Genomic DNA, 22,950 nt, shown 5'->3' with positions numbered 1-22,950 from the left:
CGCACCTGGGTGACCTGAGTTAGCTTGTTGAACACCATCCATGCTTAGCGCGCGGATTGCATTAGCGAGTTGTTTACGAGAAGACATGTAGGCTCCTGAGTGCATTAAGCGAATTCCAAGTTTTTCATAAGCTGAACGAATAATCAGCGGCGCTATTGTCGCAAAGCCCCATACTCTCTGCAAACGTTTTACCGTCATTTTTTGGCTTTTTGCCGCGATAATGTCGTACTAAAGCGCGTTTCTTTGACAAAAATGGGCAAACGATTGGCTATAACTTAAAAGCAAAAATCGCTTGCTAATCGCACATTGATGAATAGAATAGACGTCTAGATGTAGATACACCTACAATATATCATTGAATTTTCTATAAGTGAGTACGATATGCTCGCTTTAAAATGTAATTGGAGCTCTCATGGCTAAGCACCTATTTACTTCTGAATCTGTATCAGAAGGCCATCCAGATAAAATCGCTGACCAAATTTCTGATGCGGTACTTGATGCAATCCTTGAACAAGACCCAAAAGCACGTGTTGCTTGTGAAACGTACGTTAAGACTGGCATGGTGATGGTAGGCGGTGAGATCACTACTTCAGCATGGGTTGATATCGAAGAATTGACTCGTGAAACTGTTCGTGAGATCGGTTACGTTCATTCAGATATGGGCTTTGACGCTGATTCTTGTGCGGTACTAAACACTATCGGTAAACAGTCTCCAGACATCAACCAAGGCGTTGATAAAGCAGATCCTAAAGAGCAAGGCGCTGGTGACCAAGGCATCATGTTCGGTTATGCAACTAACGAAACTGACATCCTAATGCCAGCTCCTATTACTTACTCTCACCGTCTTGTTCAAAAACAAGCGGAAGTGCGTAAGAACGGTACTCTACCTTGGTTGCGCCCAGACGCTAAATCTCAGGTAACGTTCCAGTACGATCAAGGTAAGATCGTTGGTATCGATGCCGTTGTTCTTTCAACTCAGCACTGTGATTCAATTTCTACACCAGACCTACGCGAAGCAGTGATGGAAGAGATCATCAAACCAGTACTACCATCAGAGTGGATCAACAAAGAAACTAACTTCTTCATCAACCCAACCGGTCGTTTCGTAATCGGTGGTCCAATGGGTGACTGTGGTCTAACAGGTCGTAAGATCATCGTTGATACATACGGCGGCGCTGCTCGTCACGGTGGTGGTGCATTCTCTGGTAAAGATCCATCAAAAGTAGACCGTTCTGCAGCATATGCAGCACGTTATGTAGCGAAAAACATTGTTGCTGCTGGCATGGCAGATCGCTGTGAAATCCAACTTTCTTACGCTATCGGTGTTGCTGATCCAACCTCTATCATGGTGGAAACATTCGGTACTGAAAAAGTATCTCACGACATCATCGTCGAAGCAGTACGTCAAAACTTCGACCTACGTCCATATGGTCTGCAAGAGATGCTAAACCTTCTTCAGCCAATCTATAAGAAGACAGCAGCATACGGTCACTTCGGTCGTGAAGAGTTCCCATGGGAAGCGACAGACAAAGCAGCAATCCTACGCGACTTTGCTGGTTTATAATCTGCCAACTCTGAACTAATACTCTAAAAAGCCTTCAAAATATTTTTTGAAGGCTTTTTTGTATTTATTGCTAACCATTTCAAATACTTTGTTGCAATATTGTTAAAAGTTGATATTGCAGCACGTGATTTATACCCTTCTAAAAATTGTGTTTTCTCACAACTCGGTTAATAGTTAATCAAAAGTGCCCTTGCAAACAGACCTTTTCAGGTCTGAGGTTCGTACTGTAAATAGAGCACTTATGAGGGGAAGACGCTAAACAACGACATTTTGCTAGATCTGTTCGTGCTGAATAACCAGCATCGTTAGCGCCATGCCCTGAGAAACGTAGGCCAGTTTGTCAAATCAGGGAGGACATATGCCTCGAACTGTAAATACCGACGACTTCCACAAGAAACACGAAGTCAGGGATCAAGATTACGCTAAAACTATTCCTTGCAATCAACTGAGTGTGTCAGCACCATTTCACTGGTTAGCACTTGGTTTGCATGACCTTATTCGGATGCCAATTATCAGCGCATTTTATGGCTTATGCTTTACTGCTGCCGCTGTCGCGATTGTGCTATTAGTACAATGGCAAGGAACTCATCTAGTCATCATGCCGAGTTTGGTGGTTTATATGCTCATCGGGCCATTTTTGGCACTTGGGTTGTATGACGCAGCATGGGAAAGAGAAAAAGGACACAAACCCAGTCTGTTCCACTCCATGAAAGCCATCGGTAGAAATTCCACCTCACAGTGGGCATTTGCCGTTTTGCTCGCTGTAGCGATGATTTTCTGGATGAGAATCGCAGCCTTGTTGCACGCTCTCTACCCTTCTGTTCAAGGCGCACCCTTGACAGATTTTGCACCATTTTTGATTACGGGTAGTGTTATTGGAGCTGTGATTGCTTCGATTATCTTCAGCATTTCAGCGTTCTCGATTCCACTCATGATGGAGAGACGCGTCGATGTGATGACCGCCGTGTTTACTAGCTTCAATGCGGTCAAATCGAATATTCCAGCCATGATTGTATGGGCTTTAGTAATCTGTGGCGGTATCTTGATTGGCTTCGCTACCTATGGCATTGGAATGATCATTACTATGCCAATCCTAGGCTATGGTACATGGCACGCCTATCACGAAACCATTAAGAAAAAACATCATCCTTAAGCCAACGAGCAATATATTGCAAACATAACCAATGTCTCTAGAATAACGCCCTCATTTGGGCGTTATTTTTTGATTGAGTTAAATGAAATCATCTCCATCCGAAGAGCTGCACTACCTCGCAGTAAAAAAACTAGCACAATGTATCGAAAAGGCTCGTCACTACTTTGAGCGAGACTTTCGCATGCCCGCGCTCAACTACCAACTTCGTGGCAAAGCGGCGGGAAAAGCCTACTTGCAAGCGTGGGAGATACGTTTAAATCCAGTCTTGTTTGCCGAGAACCAACAAGCTTTTATCAACGAAGTGATTCCACATGAAGTCGCTCACCTCATTACGTTTGCTTGCTTTGGTCGAGTGCGCCCACATGGAATGGAGTGGCAAATGGTTATGAACCAAGTCTTTTCGTTAACACCCAAGACCACACATTCTATGAATGTTCAATCCGTTCAAGGTCGTACCTTCGAATACCGCTGTCAGTGCGACACTTTCCCCGTATCCATAAGAAGACACAACAAAGTGATGCGTCAGCAGGCCAGTTATCGTTGCCGAAAATGTGGCAGCCAAATTGAATTCACGGGCAAACAACTCAGTTAAATTGAGGATCTTTGCCGAGTAATCTACATATCTATCGGTAGATTGGGCACTTTTTGCGAGTTAAACTAGGTTATCTCAACCTTTTTAAAGACTTGCAATGAATCGTTATTTATCTTTTATCTTGGCGCTATTCATCGGTTTAACCTCATTCTCGGTGCTTAGTGCCCCACCTAGTAGCTTTAGCAAAGCGAAGAAAGAAGCCGTCAAAATCTATGCGGATCACCCTATCAGTTTTTACTGTGGGTGTGATATTCAATGGCAAGGAAAAAAAGGTGTTCCAGACCTGTCATCTTGTGGTTATCAAGTCCGCAAACAGCAGAAACGTGCAAGTCGTATTGAATGGGAACATGTCGTACCCGCATGGCAATTTGGCCACCAGCGTCAATGCTGGCAAGAAGGTGGCCGGAAGAACTGCACTCGAAACGATAAAGCGTTCAAATTAATGGAGGCGGATTTACACAATCTCACACCAGCTATCGGTGAAGTCAATGGCGACCGCTCCAATTACAACTTCTCTCAGTGGAATGGTATTGATGGCGTCAGCTATGGGCGTTGCGAGATGCAAGTTAACTTCAAACAACGCAAAGTCATGCCACCAGACCGAGCTAAAGGTTCCATCGCCCGTACCTACTTATATATGAGTAAAGAGTACGGGTTTAAGCTGTCCAAACAACAAACACAGTTAATGCAAGCTTGGAATAAAACTTACCCTGTCGACACTTGGGAGTGCACTCGCAATGAACGCATCAAGCGCATTCAAGGCAACGATAACCCATTTGTGGCAGAAGCCTGTAAAAATCCTAGCTAAATCGAGACGCCAGCCCTTGTAATTTTGAGGTCGGGCATCCATCTTATACCTCTATACAGTTTTGTTCTTTGGAAGTTTTTATGCGTATACCTCGTATCTATCACCCTGAACCAATCCACGCTTTAGGGACTCTTGCACTAAGTGAAGATGCCGCTGGCCATGTGGGCCGCGTATTGCGCATGAAAGAAGGTCAAGAAGTGTTGTTATTTGATGGCTCGGGCCATGAATTTCCAGCCACTATTACTCAGATTGGTAAAAAGAATGTGGATGTCGACATACAAGAAAAAGTGTCGACCAGCATAGAATCGCCTTTAGATCTGCATTTAGGTCAGGTCATTTCTCGTGGTGACAAAATGGAGTTCACTATTCAAAAGTCGGTTGAGTTAGGCGTCAATACCATCACCCCGCTTATCTCAGAGCGCTGCGGCGTTAAGCTCGATGCTAAACGCTTTGAAAAGAAACTGCAGCAATGGCAGAAAATTGCTATCAGTGCTTGCGAACAATGCGGGCGTAACACCATTCCTGAAATTCGACCGATTATGTCGTTAGAGCAATGGTGTGCAGAGCCATCGGAAGCCCTTAAGCTCAACCTACATCCAAGAGCGAAATATTCAATCAATACCTTGCCAGAACCTGTAACTAAGGTTCGCTTGCTTATAGGCCCTGAAGGAGGTCTATCGGCGCAAGAAATTGAAATGACAGAACAATATCAATTCGAAGAAACCCTGCTTGGTCCTCGTGTTTTGCGAACAGAAACGGCGGCATTAACGGCCATCACTGCACTGCAAGTACGCTTTGGCGATTTAGGTTAACGGGAGAAAAATAATGCTCAAACTCGGTATCGTGATGGATCCAATTTCATCCATCAACATTAAAAAAGATTCTAGTTTCGCAATGATGTTGGAAGCCCAACGTCGTGGTTATGAAATCCATTATATGGAAATGAACGATCTGCATTTAGATCAAGGCACAGCTGTTGCCGATACCAAGATTGTCACGCTGAAAGAAGACCCAGCTGGTTGGTATGAATTCACTTCTGAGCAAACTATTGAGCTGTCAGAACTTGATGCCGTATTGATGCGCAAGGATCCACCATTTGATACTGAATATATTTACGCCACATATATCCTTGAGCGCGCAGAAGAGAAAGGCACATTAATCGTTAACAAGCCACAAAGTCTACGTGACTGCAACGAAAAGCTGTTCACAGCTTGGTTCCCGGAGCTTACTCCAACGACGATTGTGACTCGCAAAGCCGAGAAGATTAAGCAGTTCCGTGACCAGCATGGTGACGTTATTCTTAAGCCACTAGATGGTATGGGCGGTGCCTCCATTTTCCGCGTTAAGCAAGATGACCCTAACGTGTCCGTTATTATTGAAACGTTGACTAATCACGGTCAAAATTACGCAATGGCACAGACTTTTGTTCCTGACATCAGCAATGGTGACAAGCGCATCCTCGTCGTTGACGGAGAGCCTATGCCATATTGCTTAGCTCGTATTCCAGCGAAAGGTGAAACACGTGGTAACCTGGCTGCAGGTGGCCGTGGTGAAGCTCGTCCCTTAAGTGAGACAGATAAGCAAATAGCCGAAGCCGTTGCTCCAACTTTAAAAGAGAAAGGCCTAATATTTGTAGGTCTGGATGTGATTGGCGACAAACTAACTGAAATCAATGTCACCAGCCCAACTTGCATTCGTGAGATTGAGGCCGCCTTTGACATCTCTATTACTGGCAAGCTGATGGATGCCATCGAGCGCCGTTTAGGGAAGTAACCGTGGGAGAGGCCATGATGAACCTAGCCAACCATTTTCTTGTTGCTATGCCGGGGATGCAAGATCCCTACTTTCAGCGCAGCGTCATTTATGTGTGTGAACATAATGAAGAAGGCGCAATGGGGATTATGATCAATACCCCTATTGATGTCACCGTTGCCAACATGCTCAAGCAAGTGCAGGTCGAGTTACCCATTGCCTCTCAAACCACTCACAGCAAGAGCCTCGATGAGCCGGTGCTAAATGGAGGCCCAGTGTCTGAAGATCGAGGTTTTATCCTCCATAAACCCAAAGATAAATATCAATCAAGCATACAGATCACGGACAAGGTTTCTGTCACGACCTCAAAAGATATTCTGGCGGTACTCGGTACTGATGCTCAGCCTGATAACTATCTGGTGGCTCTCGGCTACTCTGGATGGAGTGCCGGCCAACTTGAATCTGAGTTGGCTGAAAACTCTTGGTTAACCATTGAAGCTGATCCTAGCATCATTTTTGATACTCCAGTCGAAGAAAGATGGAGTACCGCCGTTGCTATGCTTGGCATTGATATTGCCCAGTTATCCACGCAAATCGGGCATGCCTAACCTCCCGAATCGTTTACTGTACGACGTAAGAGACAAAACACTATGACATCCAGAACCATTATCGCCTTCGATTATGGAACCAAGAGTATTGGTAGCGCCATTGGTCAAGAAGTCACTGGCACCGCAAGTCCACTGAAAGCCTTCAAAGCCAAAGACGGCATTCCAAACTGGGATGATATTGAGGCTATGCTCAAAGAGTGGCAACCAGATCTGATCGTTGTTGGATTACCGACGGATCTGCATGGCAAAGCACTAGAGGAAATTACCGCACGAGCGAAAAAGTTTGCTAATCGAGTTCATGGCCGATTTGGGCTTCAAGTAGAGTTGCACGATGAGCGTCTATCCACCGCGGAAGCGCGAGCAGAATTATTTGAGATGGGCGGTTATAAAGCTCTATCGAAGGGCAATGTTGACTGTCAGTCAGCGGTAGTGATTTTAGAAAGCTGGTTTGAAGCGCAATGGGCTTAAGTTCAGTAACAAAAAAGGATGACCAATGAGTCATCCTTTTTAATCGATTATGTCTACTCAACCTACTAAGGTCATTAATTAAACACGTAATTAATCGACTTTCAATTCTTGAAGCATTGACTCTGGCAGAGCCAGTTCGTCGTTTTTGTTTACTTGAATACCCGCCGCAATAATCGCTTCCGCAATCGCTTTTGCCTCTTCTAAAGAGTGCATAGCCGCTGTACCACACTGATACTCATTCAACTCAGGAATCTTGTTCTGGCTTTCTACTTTCAGAACGTCTTGCATCGCGCTTAACCAAGCGTCCGCTACTTGTTGCTCTGAAGGTGTACCGATTAAGCTCATGTAGAAACCTGTACGACAGCCCATTGGAGAAATATCGATGATTTCAACAGCAGCACCATTTAGGTGTGCACGCATAAAGCCAGCGTATAGGTGCTCAAGCGTGTGGATGCCTTTCTCAGAAAGGATATCTTTGTTTGGCGCCGTGAAGCGTAGGTCAAACACAGTGATGGTGTCGCCTTTTGGGGTTTGCATTGTTTTCGCTACACGTACGGCTGGCGCGTGCATCTTTGTGTGGTCTACCGTGAAGCTATCCAGTAGTGGCATGATTGATTCTCCTTAGCGTTATTCACCGCAAAAGCCGTGAGTAAGTGATTAGTGGCTCGATTGTAAGGGGCTACACCTAGAGGTGCAACCACGCTTACTTGTTAATCGCCTGCATACGTTCTGGGGTGAGATACGCAAAATAGTTCGTTAAGAAATCATCGAAACTTTCTTTGTCTGAAGCTTCAATCACTTTCTGAACTTCAACCGAACGAATCACTTCCGTTTCCATAAGATCAGACGAATAAGCATGATATTGATGATCTAAGTTCTTCTGGCGGTATTCTTTACCAAGCTCGCAACCCACTTTACCTAGACCACCTAATGCCTTTGTTTTCTCAAGTAAACGGCCAGAAATGGACAGTTCAGGGTCGTCGTTCCAAGCTTCCAGTGTGTCACACACTTTTTGATATTCGTTGCCACCGTGAGCAGCATCCATATGTTTAGCGATTTCTCGAAGGTCCACGAACACACGTTTTACCCATGATTGGCTATCAAGCACTTCACCGTCACAACCGATTTTCAGTTCAAGTCCAACTTGTCGGCCTTCAACAATCACTTTGTTCCAGTTTTCACGCCAACATTCAAGTTCACAATTGTCCATAGGCTCAGAGTCTTTCAAAACACACCAAGTTAAGAAGAGATCTAAGAAACGAATCTGATCCGCAGTAATTCCAATTGGACTAAATGGATTCACATCTAAAGAGCGAACTTCAATGTACTCAACACCTGCACGTGATAGCGCTTCTGATGGTTTTTCACCGCTTTGAGCCACACGTTTAGGACGAATTGGAGCATACAGCTCATTCTCAATCTGCAACACATAGTCGTTAAGCTGGCGATACTCTCCATCCACTTTTACGCCAATCTTGGCAAAATCTTCAGAAGGAGTGTGGATCGCTTGGTTTAGCCCTTCAAGGTACTGGTCAAGACTGTTAAAACCAATTTTAAGTGCACTCTGAGCGCTATTGGTATAACCCAAATCACTCAGTCTCAGCGACGTTGCTTTTGGCAAATAGAGCGTGCCGCCCACTTTTTCAAATGGCAGTTTAGTCTCCTTTCCTTGCAGGAAAGACGCGCAAATGGCCGGTGACGCACCAAAGAAATAAGGAATTAACCAGCCAAAACGGTAATAGTTTCGGATAAGACCGAAGTAGGCTTCCGATTTCGCATCTTGGCGTGCTTTTTCGTCTTGCTCACCAAATAGCGCATCCCAGAATGACTCTGGGAATGAGAAGTTAAAATGCACGCCGGAAATGATCTGCATTAAGCTACCGTAGCGATGCTTTAGTCCTTGACGATAAAGTGTCTTCATACGTCCAGAGTTCGAGCTGCCATATTGAGCTAAGGCGATATCATCTTCACTGCCCACATAACAGGGCATAGACAGTGGCCACAATTTCTCGTTGCCTAATTTCGTCTGAGTAAAATGATGGATATCAGATAACTGATTGATCAGCGTATCAACATCACGAGAAACTGGTGTAATAAACTCCAGTAGTGACTCGGAGAAATCCGTCGTAATGTATTCGTTCGTTAGGGCTGAGCCTAGCGCCTCTGGATGCGGCGTTGTCGCTAAGTGGCCATCGTCGGTATAACGCAACGATTCCCTTTCCACACCTCGTCCAAACTGTTTAAAAATGGTTTGGTCTTTAGCAACTTGATCCAGTCGCGCAGCAAATTTAGTCACAATGCGATTCGCTTATAGTTCGTTATTCCAATTGAAGGCTGGGGACACCATACACGCTATCTTATTGAATAAACAAGAGCCGATGCCACCCATCCCTTCTATATGGTCACTCTATTGTGTGATTTCAAGTTCTTCAATTGGAATATTCAGTTTCTCAAGTTGCGGTTTTAGACTCTTCGCGTCTCCCACAACTATGATTTGGTATTTGTTTGGATCGAACCACTTCGCAGCAAGCTCATTAAGCACCGATTTGTCGACCGATTCTACAATGTCATTGCGCTGCTGGAGGTAATCCTTATCCAAACTATAGGTTAAAATTGACGACAACAAACTGGCTTTTTGACTTGGTGTTTCGTAAGTCAATGCATCTTGTTGTCCCACAGCAAGGCGCATAAACTCTAGTTCTTCATCGGTCATACCATTTTGGCTGTAGTCTTTTAACTCTTTAATGAGCTCTTCAATTGAAGGAATCGTCGCGTTAGCTCTCACTTGAGCACTAAAGACAATCGCTCCAATTTCACGATTACTCGCGAAATAACCACTCGCACCATAGGTGTAACCTTTGTCCTCTCGCAAATTCTGATTGATCCTGCTATTGAAGTTACCCGCCAAATTAAAGTTAGCCAGTCGACTCAAATACAGCTCGCCCGTTGCGTCAAACGGCAACCCTCGGCGCACCAAGCGTACAATACTTTGTGGTGCAGCTGGCTTATCTACCAAGAAGATATGTTGACCAGTTAAAGGCGCTACTGCTTCCGGACGAATCAGTGGTGCCGCTTCTCCGTTCCAAGACTGCCAAAATGCCAATTGCTTCTTGATCTGTTTCTGGGAAATATCGCCAACCACCACTATTTGAGCCCCTTGTGGTGTGTAGTGCTTGCGATAGAAGCGCTTCACGTCATCAAGCGTAATTGAAGCAATCGACGCTTCAGTACCATCCGATGAGCGGCCAAATACAGAGTTTCCAAACAACACCTCTCTTGTCGCTTGTGATGCCATCCAGCTTGGTTTCTGATGTTGGTAAACCAAGCCTTCTAGCGTTTGTGCTTTCAAGCGGTCAAAGTCTTCCTGTTTCATGGCAGGGTGGAATAGCGCATCCTCGAGCAGCGCTAAGGTCTCTGGCAAGTTCTTCGCTAGAGCCGAGACCGACACGCGTGTGGTGTAAGCTCCTGCGCTAAACCCAATTCGGCTACCTAATCGATCGAGCTCTGCTTGCAGTTCTTCCACGCTGCGTGTTGTGGTTCCTTCCTCCATCATGGAAGCTGTTAGCCCCGCTAAGCCCTCTTTTCCTTTCGCAACATAGCGATCGCCTGCAGGCAATTGGAAGTGAATCTCCACCGTTGGTGTTTCTCGTGTTTCTGTACCTAGTAGCTCACTGCCATTATCAAACTGCAAGCTGTAAAGTGCTGGCATCTTAGCTTTAACCCCTTCCGCTACTTTAGGCATAACGCTGCGATCAAAGGTGTCAACAGGTCGTCGGAATACCAATTGCTCTTCCGTCACTTTGTTATATTTCGGTAATGTTCTAGGCGGAGTCACGAAGTTAGCAGGCTCTACCGCCATATCTTTACGGCCTTTAGGCACCACACTCAAGGTTACTTTATGCTTATCGTTGATGAAGGTGTCGTAAGCATTAGCCACATCCTGAGGAGTAACCGCACGTATCTGCTTTAATTGCTGTTCTAAGCGATCTGGTTGCCCAAAGAAGGTTTCATTAGAGGCTAACTGAGAGACCTTACCTTTGACACTTTGCAGTGCGAAAACAGCACCTGATTCAGAAAGGCCAGTGATCTGTTTCAGCCTCTCTTCACTGATGCCTTGTTTTTCAAACTCATTTAACGTCGCTAACAACTCGTTGTATAGCGCTTTTAGACCATCTTTATCTGTTGAAGCGCCCATAGCGTACACGTAGAAGTTACAAGCTAGCTCATTACAATCGTTGAATGCCCCAGCATCGAGCGCCTTTTGCGTCTTGATTAGTTTTTGATACAACAAGCTATTGGTGCCACCACCGATGGCGTCAGCCATTGCCTCGAGCACGGCTTGATCTTTTGCGCCTCGATAGCTCGTCGTAGGCCAACCAATCACTACCATCGGCTGACGAATACGATCTTCTAACGTCACGTAACGATCGTTTGGCAGCACTGCTGGCTGTTTTGGTGCTTTGTCGACTTCAGGTCCTCTCGGAATAGAACCGAAGTATTTTTCTACCCATGCCAATGTTTGTGCTTTATCGATGTCACCACCAATGGTGAGCACGGCATTGTTTGGTCCATACCAACGTAGGAAAAATGCTTTAAGATCATTCACGTCAACACGATCAAGATCTTCAACATACCCAATTGGCTGCCAAGAATAGGGGTGCCCTTCAGGGAACATGGCTTCACCCATTTTCTCCCATATCAGGCCATAAGGACGGTTATCGTAGTTTTGAGCACGTTCGTTTTTTACCGTATCACGCTGAATTTCAAACTTTTTCTGAGAAACTGCTCCAAGCAAAAAGCCCATACGATCCGCTTCAAGCCACAACATTTTCTCTAATTGGTTAGATGGAACAGTTTCAAAATAATTAGTGCGATCGCGCGTGGTCGTACCGTTTAAAGTGCCACCCGCTTCGGTAATGATCTTAAAATGTTGCTGATCACCGACGTGTTCTGAACCCTGGAACATCATATGTTCAAAGAAGTGTGCGAAACCGGACTTTCCGACCTCTTCACGAGCCGATCCCACATGATAGGTGACATCCACATGTACTAAAGGATCCGAGTCATCGGGCGCTAAGATAACAGTGAGGCCATTTTCCAAACGGTATTTAGAATAAGGAATCATGACCTTGTCTGGGTCAGCTTTGGCCTCTTCAATTAGAGTGACACCTTTAGGTAAAGCACTACTGGCTTGATTTGACGGTTCGTTACTACTGCAACCGTATAGAAAGACCAGCGATAGAACGCCGAGCCAGATCTTTTTCATAAATGCTCCTTAGAAAAGACCGTAGAAGATAGCGGTCAGCGCGATATAACGTAGCGCTTTACCAATCGCAATAAGCACAACACATGGCAGAAACTTCATCCGCAGCCAACCTGCTGCTAAACACAAAGGGTCGCCAATGACGGGTAACCAACTCAACAATAACGTCCAGTAACCATATTTCTGTATCCATGCCATGGCTTTATGACCATGTTTCTCTTCCTGAGTTCGATTTGGCAACCAAATACCAATCCAGTAGTTGGTTAACCCTCCAAGAGTATTCCCTATGGTAGCAACCAAAATCACCATGGCCGGAGTGTATTGTTGCAAACTTAAGGTTGCCACTAGCCCGGCTTCTGAGCCACCTGGAAGTAAGGTCGCACTTAAAAACCCAGAAATAAAAAGAACCGCGAGTGCGGAGTCGGCAAACCATGACTCCGCTAGGTATTGAGAAAATGTTTCTAGCATTGCATATCAAGTAGGACTTTGCCGCGAGTGCGGCTGGTTTCGACTTGTTGGTGAGCCTCAACCACTTGTGAATAAGGGAAAACGTGCTGAATTTCGGTTTTTAACAGTCCAACACCTACCATATACAGTAAGGTTTCCATTTGTTTGGTATCGGGAGACACTAGCATTCCACTCGCTTCAAAACCAAGAAGTTTGGCTTTTTCGCATACTAGCTCTGCCGTAATCGTCGGAATGGTGATAACTCTAGCATTATCTTTAAGACACTTAAGTGCATCTAACGCGACATCACCACCGACTAGGTCAATCAGTACATCGACATCGCTTAGTCGCTCTGAAACTGGCGCGAATTCATAATTGATAGCATGAGCGCCTAATGTAGCCAAATAATCGAGATTGCGCTCACTGCAAGTGGTGTACACCTCTGCTTTAGTCGCCACTGCTAGTTGAACCGCGATGTGACCAACGCCACCTGCACCCGCTAGGATTAACACTCGCTCGCCCTCTTGCACCTGAGCTTTATTAATTGCTTGTGCTGCTGTTTGCCCAGCCAATGGCAACGCTGCTGCTGCCTCTAAGGCAACCGTGTTAGGCAACGCAGTAAGCTCTGTTTCGGGTACACACACATATTGACTATAACCACCCGCACGAAGAGGAAACCCAATAAATCCCACGACCTCTTGGCCTACTTCAAACGCCTGTGCGCCTTTACCTAAACCAGCAATTGAGCCCGAGATATCATAGCCCGGTACCCAAGGTAAGTTATCTTTGTTTTCAGCTGCCGCCCACCCCAATCCAGCACGCGTCTTCACATCAATAGGATTAATGCCAGCATAGGCGACTTTTACCAGCACCTCACCGGCTTTTGGTTGAGGAATATCGACCTCCTGAAATGCCAATACTTCTGCTGAACCAAATTCTGGGATGACTATTTGTTTACACTTCATCGCGGCTTCCTCTTCCAATTTGAGATTCCATAGTAACGAAATACCTGTTTGAGTCTAGATTATCTTTTCATCAACCCACATCCAGTATGTAACAAATTCAATCACTTTTGTGACTCATTATCTTGGCCTGATAACCAAAGATAAAAAAGGGGGGAGCCTAAGCTCCCCCGATTAATACAATATGGATTCGCATTTAGCCTACCAGAGCTAACAAGATACCTGCAGCTACTGCCGAGCCTAATACGCCAGCTACGTTAGGACCCATTGCATGCATCAAAAGGAAGTTTTGTGGGTTAGCTTGTAAGCCCACCTTATTTACGACACGCGCAGCCATAGGTACCGCAGAAACACCAGCTGCACCAATCAACGGGTTAATATCTTCTTTAGAGTATTTGTTAAGCAGCTTCGCCATTAACACCCCAGCCCCAGTACCGATACTAAAGGCAACAGCGCCGAGAGCGAGAATACCCAAGGTCTCAAAATTTAGGAACTCTTCTGCTTGAAGCTTCGAGCCCACACCAAGACCTAAGAAGATCGTCACAATATTGATGAGCTCATTTTGTGCCGTTTTCGATAATCGATCGACAACGCCCGCCTCTCGCATCAAGTTACCCAGACAGAACATACCCACTAAAGGTGTTGCTGAAGGGAGGAACAAGATAGTCATCAATAACACGGCCAATGGAAATAAGATCTTCTCACCTTTACTAACATGGCGAAGTTGCGCCATCTTAATAGTACGCTCTTCTGGCGTGGTCAGTGCTTTCATAATCGGTGGCTGAATAATAGGAACCAATGCCATGTAGCTATATGCTGCGACAGCAATTGCACCGAGAAGATCCGGCGAAAGTCGGCTTGCTAAGAAGATAGCAGTTGGGCCATCCGCACCACCGATGATGGCAATGGAAGCAGCATCTTGCATCGAGAACTCCATACCCGGTACATAGTTCAGCAAAATTGCACCAAACAAGGTGGCGAAGATACCAAACTGAGCCGCAGCCCCTAACCATAAGGTTTTCGGATTAGCGATTAATGCTCCAAAGTCAGTCATTGCTCCGACACCCATAAAGATGAGTAATGGGAAGACGCCAGACTCAATACCGATATAATAGACGTAGTACAGCAAACCACCCGGCTCGGTAAAACCAGCATTTGGAATGTTCGCTAAAATAGCGCCAAAGCCAATAGGTAAAAGTAGTAGTGGTTCAAAGCCCTTACGAATCGCTAAGAACAGCAAGGTGCATCCGACCAAGATCATGCAGATTTGGCCGAATTCAAAGTTAGCGATCCCTGTTTCTGACCATAAGGTCATCAATCCTTCCATGGTGCTCCCTTACGCTAAGCTAACAAGAGGTGCGCCTACAACAACAGCATCACCTTCTTTCACGTGTACATCTTGAACCACGCCGCTTTGCGCAGCACGCACTTCTGTTTCCATCTTCATCGCTTCTAAGATAAGTAGCACATCACCTTCTTGAACTTGAGCACCAGATGCAACATTAACTTTAAAGATATTCCCCGCTAACGGAGCAGAAACCGCTTCAACATTCGTTGCAGCAGCAGGTGCTGGAGTGGTGGCAGGTGCTACGGACGCAGGTGTCACTGAAGTAAGCTCACCTTTTGGACCCACTTCAACATCATAAACCTGACCATCGACTTTCACGCTATAAGACTCAATTCCCGCGGCACTTGCTGTTGGAGCTGCAACAGGGGCAGCAGGTTTTGCTTCTTCTTTACCAGGAGCAGGCTCAAACGCATCAGGGTTATGGCGATTTTTCAAGAACTTAAGCCCTACTTGAGGGAAGAGCGCATAAGTAAGAACATCATCCACTGTATCTTCGGCAAGGGAAATACCATCGGATTTTGCTTTTTGCAGTAGGTCTTCCGTCAATGTGTCGAGTTCCGCTTCCAATAAATCAGCTGGACGACAGGTAATCGCTTGGGCACCATCGAGCACTTTTGCTTGAAGTTCAGCGTTAACTTCTGCTGGCGCCTTACCGTATTCCCCTTTAAGCACACCAGCTGTCTCTTTAGTAATACTCTTATAGCGCTCACCCGTTAATACGTTGATCACCGCTTGAGTACCAACGATCTGTGATGTTGGCGTCACCAAAGGAATAAAGCCAAGATCTTCACGAACTCTTGGGATTTCTTCGAGAACTTCATCAATACGATCCGCTGCACCTTGTTCTTTTAGCTGCCCTTCCATATTGGTCAGCATGCCACCTGGAACTTGCGCAATAAGGATACGTGAATCAACACCTTTCAGTTGACCCTCCCATTTCGCATACTTCTTACGAACTTCACGGAAATACGCTGCGATAGGTTCAATCTGCTCGAGCTTAAGATTAGTATCACGTTCAGTGCCTTGCAGCATTGCCACAACGGTCTCTGTAGGCGTGTGGCCATAAGTCTGACTCATTGAAGAGATAGCCGTATCTAGAATATCTATCCCAGCTTCGACTGCTTTAACCGCCGTTGCCGTTGATAGCCCGGTTGTTGCATGACAGTGCAGCGCAAGTGGCACTTCACATGATGATTTTATGCGTGAGATAAGTTCTTCGGCTTCATAAGGTTTAAGTAAGCCAGACATGTCTTTAATACATAAAGAATGGCAACCTAAGTCTTCTAAGCGCTTGGCTAAATCAACCCATGTATCCGTATTATGTACAGGGCTTGTTGTATAAGACAGTGTACCTTGCGCGTGAGCACCAACATCAACAGCAGCTTTTACTGCTTTTTCAAAGTTGCGTACATCATTCATCGCGTCAAAAATACGAAACACGTCCATACCATTGGCATGGGCACGTTCAACAAATTTTTCCACCACATCATCAGCATAGTGGCGGTAACCCAATAGGTTTTGTCCACGCAATAGCATCTGCATTGGTGTGTTTGGCATGGCTTTTTTAAGTTCGCGTAAGCGTTCCCAAGGATCTTCCCCTAAGAAACGAATACACGCATCAAAGGTTGCGCCCCCCCAAGTTTCTAAAGACCAATACCCCACTTTATCGAGCTCAGCTGCGATAGGTAACATATCTTCAATACGCATCCGCGTTGCGAACAGAGACTGGTGGGCGTCACGAAGTACCACGTCCGTGATAGCTAGTGGTTTAGACATGCTCATTAACTCCTTTTAAGCTTTAACTCAATCTATTTAGCGGCCGAAGTGCGGTATTGATGAACAGCGGCAGAAATCGCTGCAACAACACTTGGGCTAACACCATTTGAGGGGGATTGTTGTGTTTTAATTTTTGTAGGAACTGCGATCGGTTCGGGCACTTCTTCTGGTACCAATTTCGACATTAACCGAACGAGATAAACGAGGATTGTTAGGAATACAAATACAACAGCCATACCCGTGAACATTAGGGCGGCTGCGTCTCCTAGCAGGCTTCCAATATTAGTCATGTTGCGTCCTTTCTTTGTCATCCTGACAAGTTACTCAATCATAAAACGTGGCGTCACTGCACACAGATTGACAAGCAATGGTTCTTGCATTGATCCATTGCAAGAGGTCTAGGATTATCTCGATTGGTGAAAGTTTGTCAATTTTGTTTAATCTACAGTCGTCATTAAAACGTCATTCAAATGAAAAACTATGATGAGCACGACAATTTATGGTGTATTTGTACTTACACAGAACTTCATACTATGACTCAACCATAGATTTCAACATAAACAAACTGGGGTTGGAAAACTGAGACAGGCTTAAAATTACCGCGATTTATCCTTAAAAAACATCACGTTGTAATCACAAGGTTATTGATATGATAAATTTTTGTTAATAAAAAACCCCGCCTAAGCGAGGTTTCTAAATAATGGCGCGCTCGGAAGGATTCGAACCTTCGACCGCCTGGTTCGTAGCCAGGTACTCTATCCAGCTGAGCTACGAGCGCGCAACAGGTCTTTGTACAGCTTATGCTATAACAGGCGTTGAATTAAGTTCTCACTTAAGTCTTTTACCTAAATAAATGGCGCGCTCGGAAGGATTCGAACCTTCGACCGCCTGGTTCGTAGCCAGGTACTCTATCCAGCTGAGCTACGAGCGCGCAACAAGTCTTTGTACAGCTTATGCTATAACAGGTGTTGAATTAAGTTTTCACTTAAATCTTTTACCTAAATAAATGGCGCGCTCGGAAGGATTCGAACCTTCGACCGCCTGGTTCGTAGCCAGGTACTCTATCCAGCTGAGCTACGAGCGCGCAACAAGTCTTTGTACAGCTTATGCTGTAACAGGTGTTGAATTAAGTCTCACTTAAATCTTTTACCTAACCTATCATTCGAAAAGAATGGCGCGCTCGGAAGGATTCGAACCTTCGACCGCCTGGTTCGTAGCCAGGTACTCTATCCAGCTGAGCTACGAGCGCGCAAGGTTGTGAAGCATATCACATTTAATTTCTTTTTGAACAAAAAAATTGACTGAAACAGTCAATAAATGGCGGTGAGGGAGGGATTCGAACCCTCGATACGGCTACAAACCGTATACTCCCTTAGCAGGGGAGCGCCTTCAGCCTCTCGGCCACCTCACCGCAGTATTTCTTTCCTAGGAGAGAAATGGCGCGCTCGGAAGGATTCGAACCTTCGACCGCCTGGTTCGTAGCCAGGTACTCTATCCAGCTGAGCTACGAGCGCGCAATATGTTCAATAAGAACAGCGTTATACAACACTTCGCAAGAATGGCGGTGAGGGAGGGATTCGAACCCTCGATACGGCTACAAACCGTATACTCCCTTAGCAGGGGAGCGCCTTCAGCCTCTCGGCCACCTCACCGTCTTGCGGAGGCACATATTACGATTTACCAAAAATAAGTCAAACATTTTCTTGGCAAAATTAGGAAAAAACAGACTAAGCGTTGGCAAATTAACCAAACCACCATTTAATCGTAGCTTTCCTACACAAAATCCGACTTAGTGCCTCTATTAAGCGACGAATTTTGCGCAACAAAAAGGCCGGCATAATGCCAGCCCTCTCAGTTTGGATTAGTAGTTGCCTGAAGCAACGTTACCATTTCCTTTTTCCGCCTGAATGCGCATGTAAATTTCTTCACGATGCACTGAAACTTCTTTGGGAGCGTTAACACCAATGCGAACTTGGTTACCTTTAACACCTAGTACAGTAACAGTGACTTCATCACCAATCATCAACGTTTCGCCAACACGGCGAGTCAGAATCAGCATTCTTTGCTCCTTGAGTATTCTCTAATTATCTTGCTACGAAACTTATTATCCAACAAAAGTTATATTTTCGTAAACTATCTTATGAAAAGTATTTACCCCAAATGTACCTGTTTTTCTTCTCTCATAACGGATTCACTGGTGATAATGTAGTTATCATGCAGTACGTTAGCCGCTTTGTCGATAGCTCCCGGTTCCATTACTAACGTAATTGAGTGCTTATCCTCACAAAAGTGTAGAACAGATATGTCTGATAAGTTGAGAAGTTGTTGATATTGTGATGCTTGCGCCTTTGCATCGGCGCCAACAAGCGTCAATAACGCAACCTCTTTAGTCGCTACCACATTCTCATCAATAACCAGTCGAAGCTTATCGCAACACTCTTGCCCCACTAACAATTGCTTGTAGGTGGAATCTGTCACCCAATGGCAATCATCAACCCCTAGCATTTGGCGCTGTTTATCAACGATATCAGCGTGCTCTGCCATCATACATAGAGCCATTATTTGTTTTCGTATTGCTAAGCCACTAATTCCAGGCCTCGATTCCATGCCCGCGACTAAGGTCCCTTCGCCCGGTTCGAAACTCGACAACACACGAAGCGGCACTTGATGTTTCCATGCATAAGCAACACAAGGCAAATGTAAGACTTTCGCCCCTTTGTGTGCCATTTCATGCATGGTAGGAAAATCAATGGTATCAAGCCTTTCTGCTTTGCTGACAATTCTTGGGTCGCAACTGTAAACGCCATCAACGTCTGTGAATATCTGACACTCTTGAGCTACAAGCGCTCCGGCTAACGCGACCGCCGTCGTATCAGAGCCACCCCGACCTAAAGTCGTAATGTCACCAATTTCATTCACGCCTTGAAAGCCAGCCACAATGACAATTTTGTCCTGAGCCAAATAGTCATCAATCACACTGGTATCAATACTACTAATCGTTGCGTTGTTGTGGTTGTTGTTAGTGGTAATTCTTGCCTGTCCGCCAGTAAGAGAAACCGCTGCGTGTCCAAGTTTACTTAACGTCATGGATAGTAATGCCATAGAAATTTGCTCACCAGCAGATAACAAGACATCCAGTTCACGAACATTGGGTACTTTGTCGATCTGTTTAGCCAGATCAACCAATCGATTGGTTTCTCCTGACATCGCAGATACGACAACAACAACTTGTTTGCCCGACGCTTTAGCTCGAATTACGTGCTCTGCAACATTATGAATGCGTTCTACAGAGCCAACAGAAGTTCCACCGAACTTTTGCACGATTAGTGGTCTTTTCACCAGTCTTCACCTTCCCAAGACAACTTTACGTTGTCGATTTTTGAAATTACGGCCAATTTAGCCGCTCCCTTATATTAAGCTACGTCCACACGCACACTTATTAAATCAGCTCTTCAGCAGGTATTATGCAATTGGTACTTTAAATGCACCGAGACCAAAAGCAACAATGCCCAATCAACGTACATTGATTGGGCATTTTATGATGTCGATTAAAGAGTTATAGACGCTCTTCTAACCAGCTACGAATCGATTTTAACGCTTCAGGTAGCGCTTCAACATCAGAGCCCCCTGCTTGCGCCATATCAGGACGACCGCCGCCCTTACCGCCAACTTGCTCGGCAACCATCTTAACAAGGTCGCCTGCTTTTACTTTGCCCGTAAGGTCTTTCGTCACACCTGCAATCAAACCAATTTTGCCATCTGCTACGTTCGCAATAAACGCAATACCGCTGCCCATTTGGTTTTTCGCATTGTCCATCATAGTACGAAGGTTCTTGCTATCTGCACCTTCTAAAGCTGCAACAAGAACTTGCGTACCCGCAATCTCTTCTACTTTGCCCATAATGTTGGCACTTTCAACCGCTGCAAGTTTATCTTTCAGTTGCTGAATCTCTTTTTCTAATGACTTAGCTTTACTTGCCGCATCAGTTAGTTTCTCTTCATATTGAGAAGCTTGAGCTTCGATAGCGTCTAGTGCCGCTTCACCAGTGACGGCTTCGATACGACGAATACCAGCAGCAATACCACCTTCCGATGTAATCTTGAACAGACCAATATCACCCGTATTGCTTGCGTGAATACCACCACAAAGCTCCGTTGAGAAGTCGCCCATAGATAGAACACGAACTTCATCATCGTACTTCTCACCAAACAGAGCCATCGCTCCCTTGGCTTTCGCTGATTCGATATCCATCACGTTAGTTTCAATAACGTGGTTAGTGCGAATCTGCGCGTTAACCAGACGTTCAACTTCTTTGATCTCTGCTTTCGTCATCGCTTCTAAGTGAGAGAAGTCGAAACGTAAGTTATCAGGCTTCACCAAAGAACCTTTCTGTGTAACGTGCTCACCAAGTACTTGGCGTAGTGCAGCGTGCAACAAGTGAGTTGCAGAGTGATTCAATGAAATAGCAGCACGACGCTGTGCATCAACAATCGCATCGACTTCATCACCTTTTGCTAGAACACCTTCGACAAGCTCACCATGGTGTGCAATCGCGTTGCCCAGTTTTTGGGTATCTTCTACTTTGAATAGACCAGCCGCTGTTTTCAGTACACCTGCATCACCACACTGACCACCTGACTCCGCATAGAACGGCGTTTGTTCTAGCACCACAATTGCTTTGTCGCCCGCTGATAGCGCATCAACTTCTGCGCCTTCAACAAACATAGCAGCAACAGAACTTGAACCTTCTGTGCCTGTGTAACCGCAGAATTCAGTGTCGGTATCGACTTTAATCGCAGCATTGTAGTCCGTGCCAAACTGACCGGCTTCACGAGCACGCTGACGCTGTGCTTCCATCGCTTTCTCAAAGCCTTCTTCATCGATAGTAAACTCACGTTCACGAGCCACATCGTTAGTTAGATCTGCTGGGAAGCCGTAAGTGTCATAGAGCTTGAATACTGTCTCGCCATCAAGAACCTTTTCATCACCAAGGTTATCAAGAGCTTCTGTCAGGATTGTCATACCACGTTCAAGAGTACGCCCGAAGTTCTCTTCCTCGATGCGAAGTACTTTTTCAACAACGGCTTGTTGCTTCTTAAGTTCTTCGCCCGCACTCCCCATAACAGAGGCAAGAGTACCAACAAGCTTGTGGAAGAATGCACCTTGCGCACCGAGCTTGTTACCGTGACGAACTGCACGGCGAATGATACGACGTAGTACGTAACCACGACCTTCGTTAGATGGCATCACACCGTCAACGATTAGGAATGAACATGAACGGATATGATCTGCAATTACGCGTAGAGATTGGTTTGATAAATCTTGGTAACCAATAACTTCAGCTGCAGCTTTGATCAATGTTTGGAACACATCGATTTCGTAGTTTGAGTGAACGCCTTGCATGATGGCAGAAATACGCTCAATACCCATACCAGTATCAACAGATGGTTTAGGTAGCGGTTCCATAGTACCGTCTGCATGACGGTTGAACTGCATAAATACGTTGTTCCAGATCTCGATGAAGCGGTCACCATCTTCTTCAGGAGTACCAGGACGACCGCCCCAAATGTGCTCACCGTGATCATAGAAAATTTCTGTACATGGACCACAAGGACCAGTATCACCCATTTGCCAGAAGTTGTCTGACTCGTATGGCTTGCCGCCTTTCTTGTCGCCAATGCGAACAATGCGATCCGCTGGCACGCCAATTTGCTTGTTCCAGATTTCAAACGCTTCATCGTCGGTTTCATAAACCGTTACAAGTAGGCGATCTTTTGGCAGTTTCAACGTTTCTGTTAAGAACTCCCAAGCAAAGCTGATAGCATCTTCTTTGAAGTAGTCACCAAAGCTGAAGTTACCCAGCATCTCAAAGAAAGTATGGTGACGAGCGGTGAAGCCAACGTTCTCAAGGTCGTTGTGCTTACCACCAGCGCGAACACAACGCTGGGCCGTAGTGGCACGAGTGTAGTTACGCTTTTCTAAGCCAAGGAAACAGTCTTTAAACTGGTTCATACCGGCGTTGGTGAAAAGCAGAGTTGGGTCATCGTGTGGAACCAACGATGAACTGTCTACGATTTGGTGCCCTTTGCTCTCAAAGAACTTAAGGAACGCGTTGCGAACCTCATCTGTGCTCATGTACATGCAGCTCTTCCTGAAATAATTCGAGTTAGATTTTGGGGACGTATTGTAACCCCATGAGTAAGGATTC

General features: G+C 45.5%; 20 protein-coding genes and 7 tRNA genes. 8 read left to right on the top strand and 19 right to left on the bottom strand.

Annotated elements, in window-relative coordinates; all coding sequences use genetic code 11:
* A partial coding sequence (locus tag OH456_RS23865) for a hypothetical protein (RefSeq protein WP_270034349.1) occupies positions 1-198 on the bottom strand: 198 nt, incomplete at its 3' end.
* 214 nt (positions 199-412) lie between these two features.
* On the opposite strand from OH456_RS23865, the gene metK reads away from it, so the two are divergent.
* The 8 genes from metK to ruvX all read left to right on the top strand — a co-directional run bounded on the left by metK (position 413) and on the right by ruvX (position 6,945).
* The gene (metK, locus tag OH456_RS23860) at positions 413-1,564 is read left to right on the top strand and encodes a methionine adenosyltransferase (RefSeq protein WP_006075173.1); all 1,152 of its coding nucleotides are present in this window, start codon (positions 413-415) and stop codon (positions 1,562-1,564) included.
* Between the two features lie 358 nt (positions 1,565-1,922).
* On the top strand, positions 1,923-2,717 hold the full coding sequence (locus tag OH456_RS23855; protein ID WP_006075172.1) for a DUF2189 domain-containing protein: 795 nt from the start codon (positions 1,923-1,925) through the stop codon (positions 2,715-2,717).
* Between the two features lie 82 nt (positions 2,718-2,799).
* The gene (locus OH456_RS23850; RefSeq protein ID WP_006075171.1) at positions 2,800-3,309 is read left to right on the top strand and encodes a SprT family zinc-dependent metalloprotease; all 510 of its coding nucleotides are present in this window, start codon (positions 2,800-2,802) and stop codon (positions 3,307-3,309) included.
* A gap of 97 nt (positions 3,310-3,406) precedes the next feature.
* Positions 3,407-4,117 carry an endonuclease gene (locus OH456_RS23845; protein ID WP_031493704.1) on the top strand — a complete coding sequence of 237 codons (711 nt, stop codon included), beginning with the start codon at positions 3,407-3,409 and terminating at the stop codon, positions 4,115-4,117.
* A gap of 80 nt (positions 4,118-4,197) precedes the next feature.
* A complete protein-coding gene (gene rsmE / locus OH456_RS23840; protein WP_006075169.1) occupies positions 4,198-4,929 on the top strand; it encodes a 16S rRNA (uracil(1498)-N(3))-methyltransferase in 732 nt (243 codons plus the stop codon).
* 13 nt (positions 4,930-4,942) lie between these two features.
* On the top strand, positions 4,943-5,890 hold the full coding sequence (gshB, locus tag OH456_RS23835; RefSeq protein ID WP_270034347.1) for a glutathione synthase: 948 nt from the start codon (positions 4,943-4,945) through the stop codon (positions 5,888-5,890).
* A gap of 17 nt (positions 5,891-5,907) precedes the next feature.
* Positions 5,908-6,477: a YqgE/AlgH family protein gene (locus OH456_RS23830; RefSeq protein WP_270034355.1), complete on the top strand. Its 570-nt coding sequence runs from the start codon at positions 5,908-5,910 to the stop codon at positions 6,475-6,477.
* Between the two features lie 42 nt (positions 6,478-6,519).
* A complete protein-coding gene (ruvX, locus tag OH456_RS23825; protein WP_006075166.1) occupies positions 6,520-6,945 on the top strand; it encodes a Holliday junction resolvase RuvX in 426 nt (141 codons plus the stop codon).
* Between the two features lie 90 nt (positions 6,946-7,035).
* On the opposite strand, the gene luxS is transcribed toward ruvX, so the two are convergent.
* The 18 genes from luxS to alaS form a co-directional block, all read right to left on the bottom strand.
* A complete protein-coding gene (gene luxS, locus OH456_RS23820) occupies positions 7,036-7,554 on the bottom strand; it encodes an S-ribosylhomocysteine lyase (protein WP_006075165.1) in 519 nt (172 codons plus the stop codon).
* Between the two features lie 94 nt (positions 7,555-7,648).
* Positions 7,649-9,241, bottom strand: a complete 1,593-nt coding sequence (gene gshA / locus OH456_RS23815) for a glutamate--cysteine ligase (RefSeq protein WP_124940576.1) — start codon at positions 9,239-9,241, stop codon at positions 7,649-7,651.
* Positions 9,242-9,352: 111 nt separating this feature from the next.
* Positions 9,353-12,211, bottom strand: coding sequence for a M16 family metallopeptidase (locus OH456_RS23810; RefSeq protein ID WP_270034346.1), 2,859 nt, complete (start codon positions 12,209-12,211; stop codon positions 9,353-9,355).
* Positions 12,212-12,220: 9 nt separating this feature from the next.
* Entirely contained in the window at positions 12,221-12,676 is a 456-nt protein-coding gene (locus OH456_RS23805; RefSeq protein WP_031495418.1) for a YqaA family protein, read from the bottom strand.
* Positions 12,670-13,620 (bottom strand): NADP-dependent oxidoreductase, encoded by a 951-nt coding sequence (locus OH456_RS23800; protein ID WP_270034345.1) that lies wholly within the window; start codon positions 13,618-13,620, stop codon positions 12,670-12,672. The genes OH456_RS23805 and OH456_RS23800 overlap by 7 nt, the downstream gene beginning before the upstream one ends.
* A gap of 193 nt (positions 13,621-13,813) precedes the next feature.
* Positions 13,814-14,944 carry a sodium ion-translocating decarboxylase subunit beta gene (locus OH456_RS23795; protein ID WP_006075160.1) on the bottom strand — a complete coding sequence of 377 codons (1,131 nt, stop codon included), beginning with the start codon at positions 14,942-14,944 and terminating at the stop codon, positions 13,814-13,816.
* Positions 14,945-14,953: 9 nt separating this feature from the next.
* Positions 14,954-16,741: a sodium-extruding oxaloacetate decarboxylase subunit alpha gene (gene oadA / locus OH456_RS23790; RefSeq protein WP_124940573.1), complete on the bottom strand. Its 1,788-nt coding sequence runs from the start codon at positions 16,739-16,741 to the stop codon at positions 14,954-14,956.
* Between the two features lie 32 nt (positions 16,742-16,773).
* Complete coding sequence (locus OH456_RS23785; RefSeq protein ID WP_006075158.1) at positions 16,774-17,031, bottom strand: oxaloacetate decarboxylase subunit gamma; 258 nt, start codon at positions 17,029-17,031, stop codon at positions 16,774-16,776.
* 411 nt (positions 17,032-17,442) lie between these two features.
* Positions 17,443-17,519, bottom strand: a tRNA-Arg gene (locus OH456_RS23780).
* Between the two features lie 76 nt (positions 17,520-17,595).
* A tRNA-Arg gene (locus OH456_RS23775) sits at positions 17,596-17,672 on the bottom strand.
* 76 nt (positions 17,673-17,748) lie between these two features.
* Positions 17,749-17,825 (bottom strand) — tRNA-Arg (locus OH456_RS23770).
* An 88-nt stretch (positions 17,826-17,913) separates the two neighbouring features.
* A tRNA-Arg gene (locus OH456_RS23765) sits at positions 17,914-17,990 on the bottom strand.
* 69 nt (positions 17,991-18,059) lie between these two features.
* Positions 18,060-18,152 (bottom strand) — tRNA-Ser (locus OH456_RS23760).
* A gap of 26 nt (positions 18,153-18,178) precedes the next feature.
* A tRNA-Arg gene (locus tag OH456_RS23755) sits at positions 18,179-18,255 on the bottom strand.
* Positions 18,256-18,300: 45 nt separating this feature from the next.
* A tRNA-Ser gene (locus tag OH456_RS23750) sits at positions 18,301-18,393 on the bottom strand.
* A gap of 209 nt (positions 18,394-18,602) precedes the next feature.
* The gene (gene csrA / locus OH456_RS23745; protein ID WP_004415691.1) at positions 18,603-18,800 is read right to left on the bottom strand and encodes a carbon storage regulator CsrA; all 198 of its coding nucleotides are present in this window, start codon (positions 18,798-18,800) and stop codon (positions 18,603-18,605) included.
* Positions 18,801-18,892: 92 nt separating this feature from the next.
* Positions 18,893-20,080: an aspartate kinase gene (locus OH456_RS23740; protein WP_270034344.1), complete on the bottom strand. Its 1,188-nt coding sequence runs from the start codon at positions 20,078-20,080 to the stop codon at positions 18,893-18,895.
* Between the two features lie 217 nt (positions 20,081-20,297).
* A complete protein-coding gene (gene alaS / locus OH456_RS23735) occupies positions 20,298-22,883 on the bottom strand; it encodes an alanine--tRNA ligase (RefSeq protein WP_124940572.1) in 2,586 nt (861 codons plus the stop codon).
* Positions 22,884-22,950: the final 67 nt, after the last annotated feature.

Source organism: Vibrio sp. La 4.2.2, from assembly GCF_027586995.1.
GTDB lineage: Bacteria > Pseudomonadota > Gammaproteobacteria > Enterobacterales > Vibrionaceae > Vibrio > Vibrio mediterranei.
The sequence above is the reverse complement of the archived record's forward strand: the minus strand, read 5'-3'. Positions and strand labels throughout refer to the sequence as shown.

Bases quoted from the DNA above. Each gene is read 5' to 3' on its own strand.
- metK (WP_006075173.1), top strand. From the start codon at position 413: ATGGCTAAGCACCTATTTACTTCTGAATCTGTATCAGAAGGCCATCCA.
- OH456_RS23855 (WP_006075172.1), top strand. From the start codon at position 1,923: ATGCCTCGAACTGTAAATACCGACGACTTCCACAAGAAACACGAAGTC.
- OH456_RS23850 (WP_006075171.1), top strand. From the start codon at position 2,800: ATGAAATCATCTCCATCCGAAGAGCTGCACTACCTCGCAGTAAAAAAA.
- OH456_RS23845 (WP_031493704.1), top strand. From the start codon at position 3,407: ATGAATCGTTATTTATCTTTTATCTTGGCGCTATTCATCGGTTTAACC.
- rsmE (WP_006075169.1), top strand. From the start codon at position 4,198: ATGCGTATACCTCGTATCTATCACCCTGAACCAATCCACGCTTTAGGG.
- gshB (WP_270034347.1), top strand. From the start codon at position 4,943: ATGCTCAAACTCGGTATCGTGATGGATCCAATTTCATCCATCAACATT.
- OH456_RS23830 (WP_270034355.1), top strand. From the start codon at position 5,908: ATGAACCTAGCCAACCATTTTCTTGTTGCTATGCCGGGGATGCAAGAT.
- ruvX (WP_006075166.1), top strand. From the start codon at position 6,520: ATGACATCCAGAACCATTATCGCCTTCGATTATGGAACCAAGAGTATT.
- luxS (WP_006075165.1), bottom strand. From the start codon at position 7,554: ATGCCACTACTGGATAGCTTCACGGTAGACCACACAAAGATGCACGCG.
- OH456_RS23810 (WP_270034346.1), bottom strand. From the start codon at position 12,211: ATGAAAAAGATCTGGCTCGGCGTTCTATCGCTGGTCTTTCTATACGGT.
- OH456_RS23805 (WP_031495418.1), bottom strand. From the start codon at position 12,676: ATGCTAGAAACATTTTCTCAATACCTAGCGGAGTCATGGTTTGCCGAC.
- OH456_RS23800 (WP_270034345.1), bottom strand. From the start codon at position 13,620: ATGAAGTGTAAACAAATAGTCATCCCAGAATTTGGTTCAGCAGAAGTA.
- OH456_RS23795 (WP_006075160.1), bottom strand. From the start codon at position 14,944: ATGGAAGGATTGATGACCTTATGGTCAGAAACAGGGATCGCTAACTTT.
- oadA (WP_124940573.1), bottom strand. From the start codon at position 16,741: ATGTCTAAACCACTAGCTATCACGGACGTGGTACTTCGTGACGCCCAC.
- OH456_RS23785 (WP_006075158.1), bottom strand. From the start codon at position 17,031: ATGACTAATATTGGAAGCCTGCTAGGAGACGCAGCCGCCCTAATGTTC.
- csrA (WP_004415691.1), bottom strand. From the start codon at position 18,800: ATGCTGATTCTGACTCGCCGTGTTGGCGAAACGTTGATGATTGGTGAT.
- alaS (WP_124940572.1), bottom strand. From the start codon at position 22,883: ATGTACATGAGCACAGATGAGGTTCGCAACGCGTTCCTTAAGTTCTTT.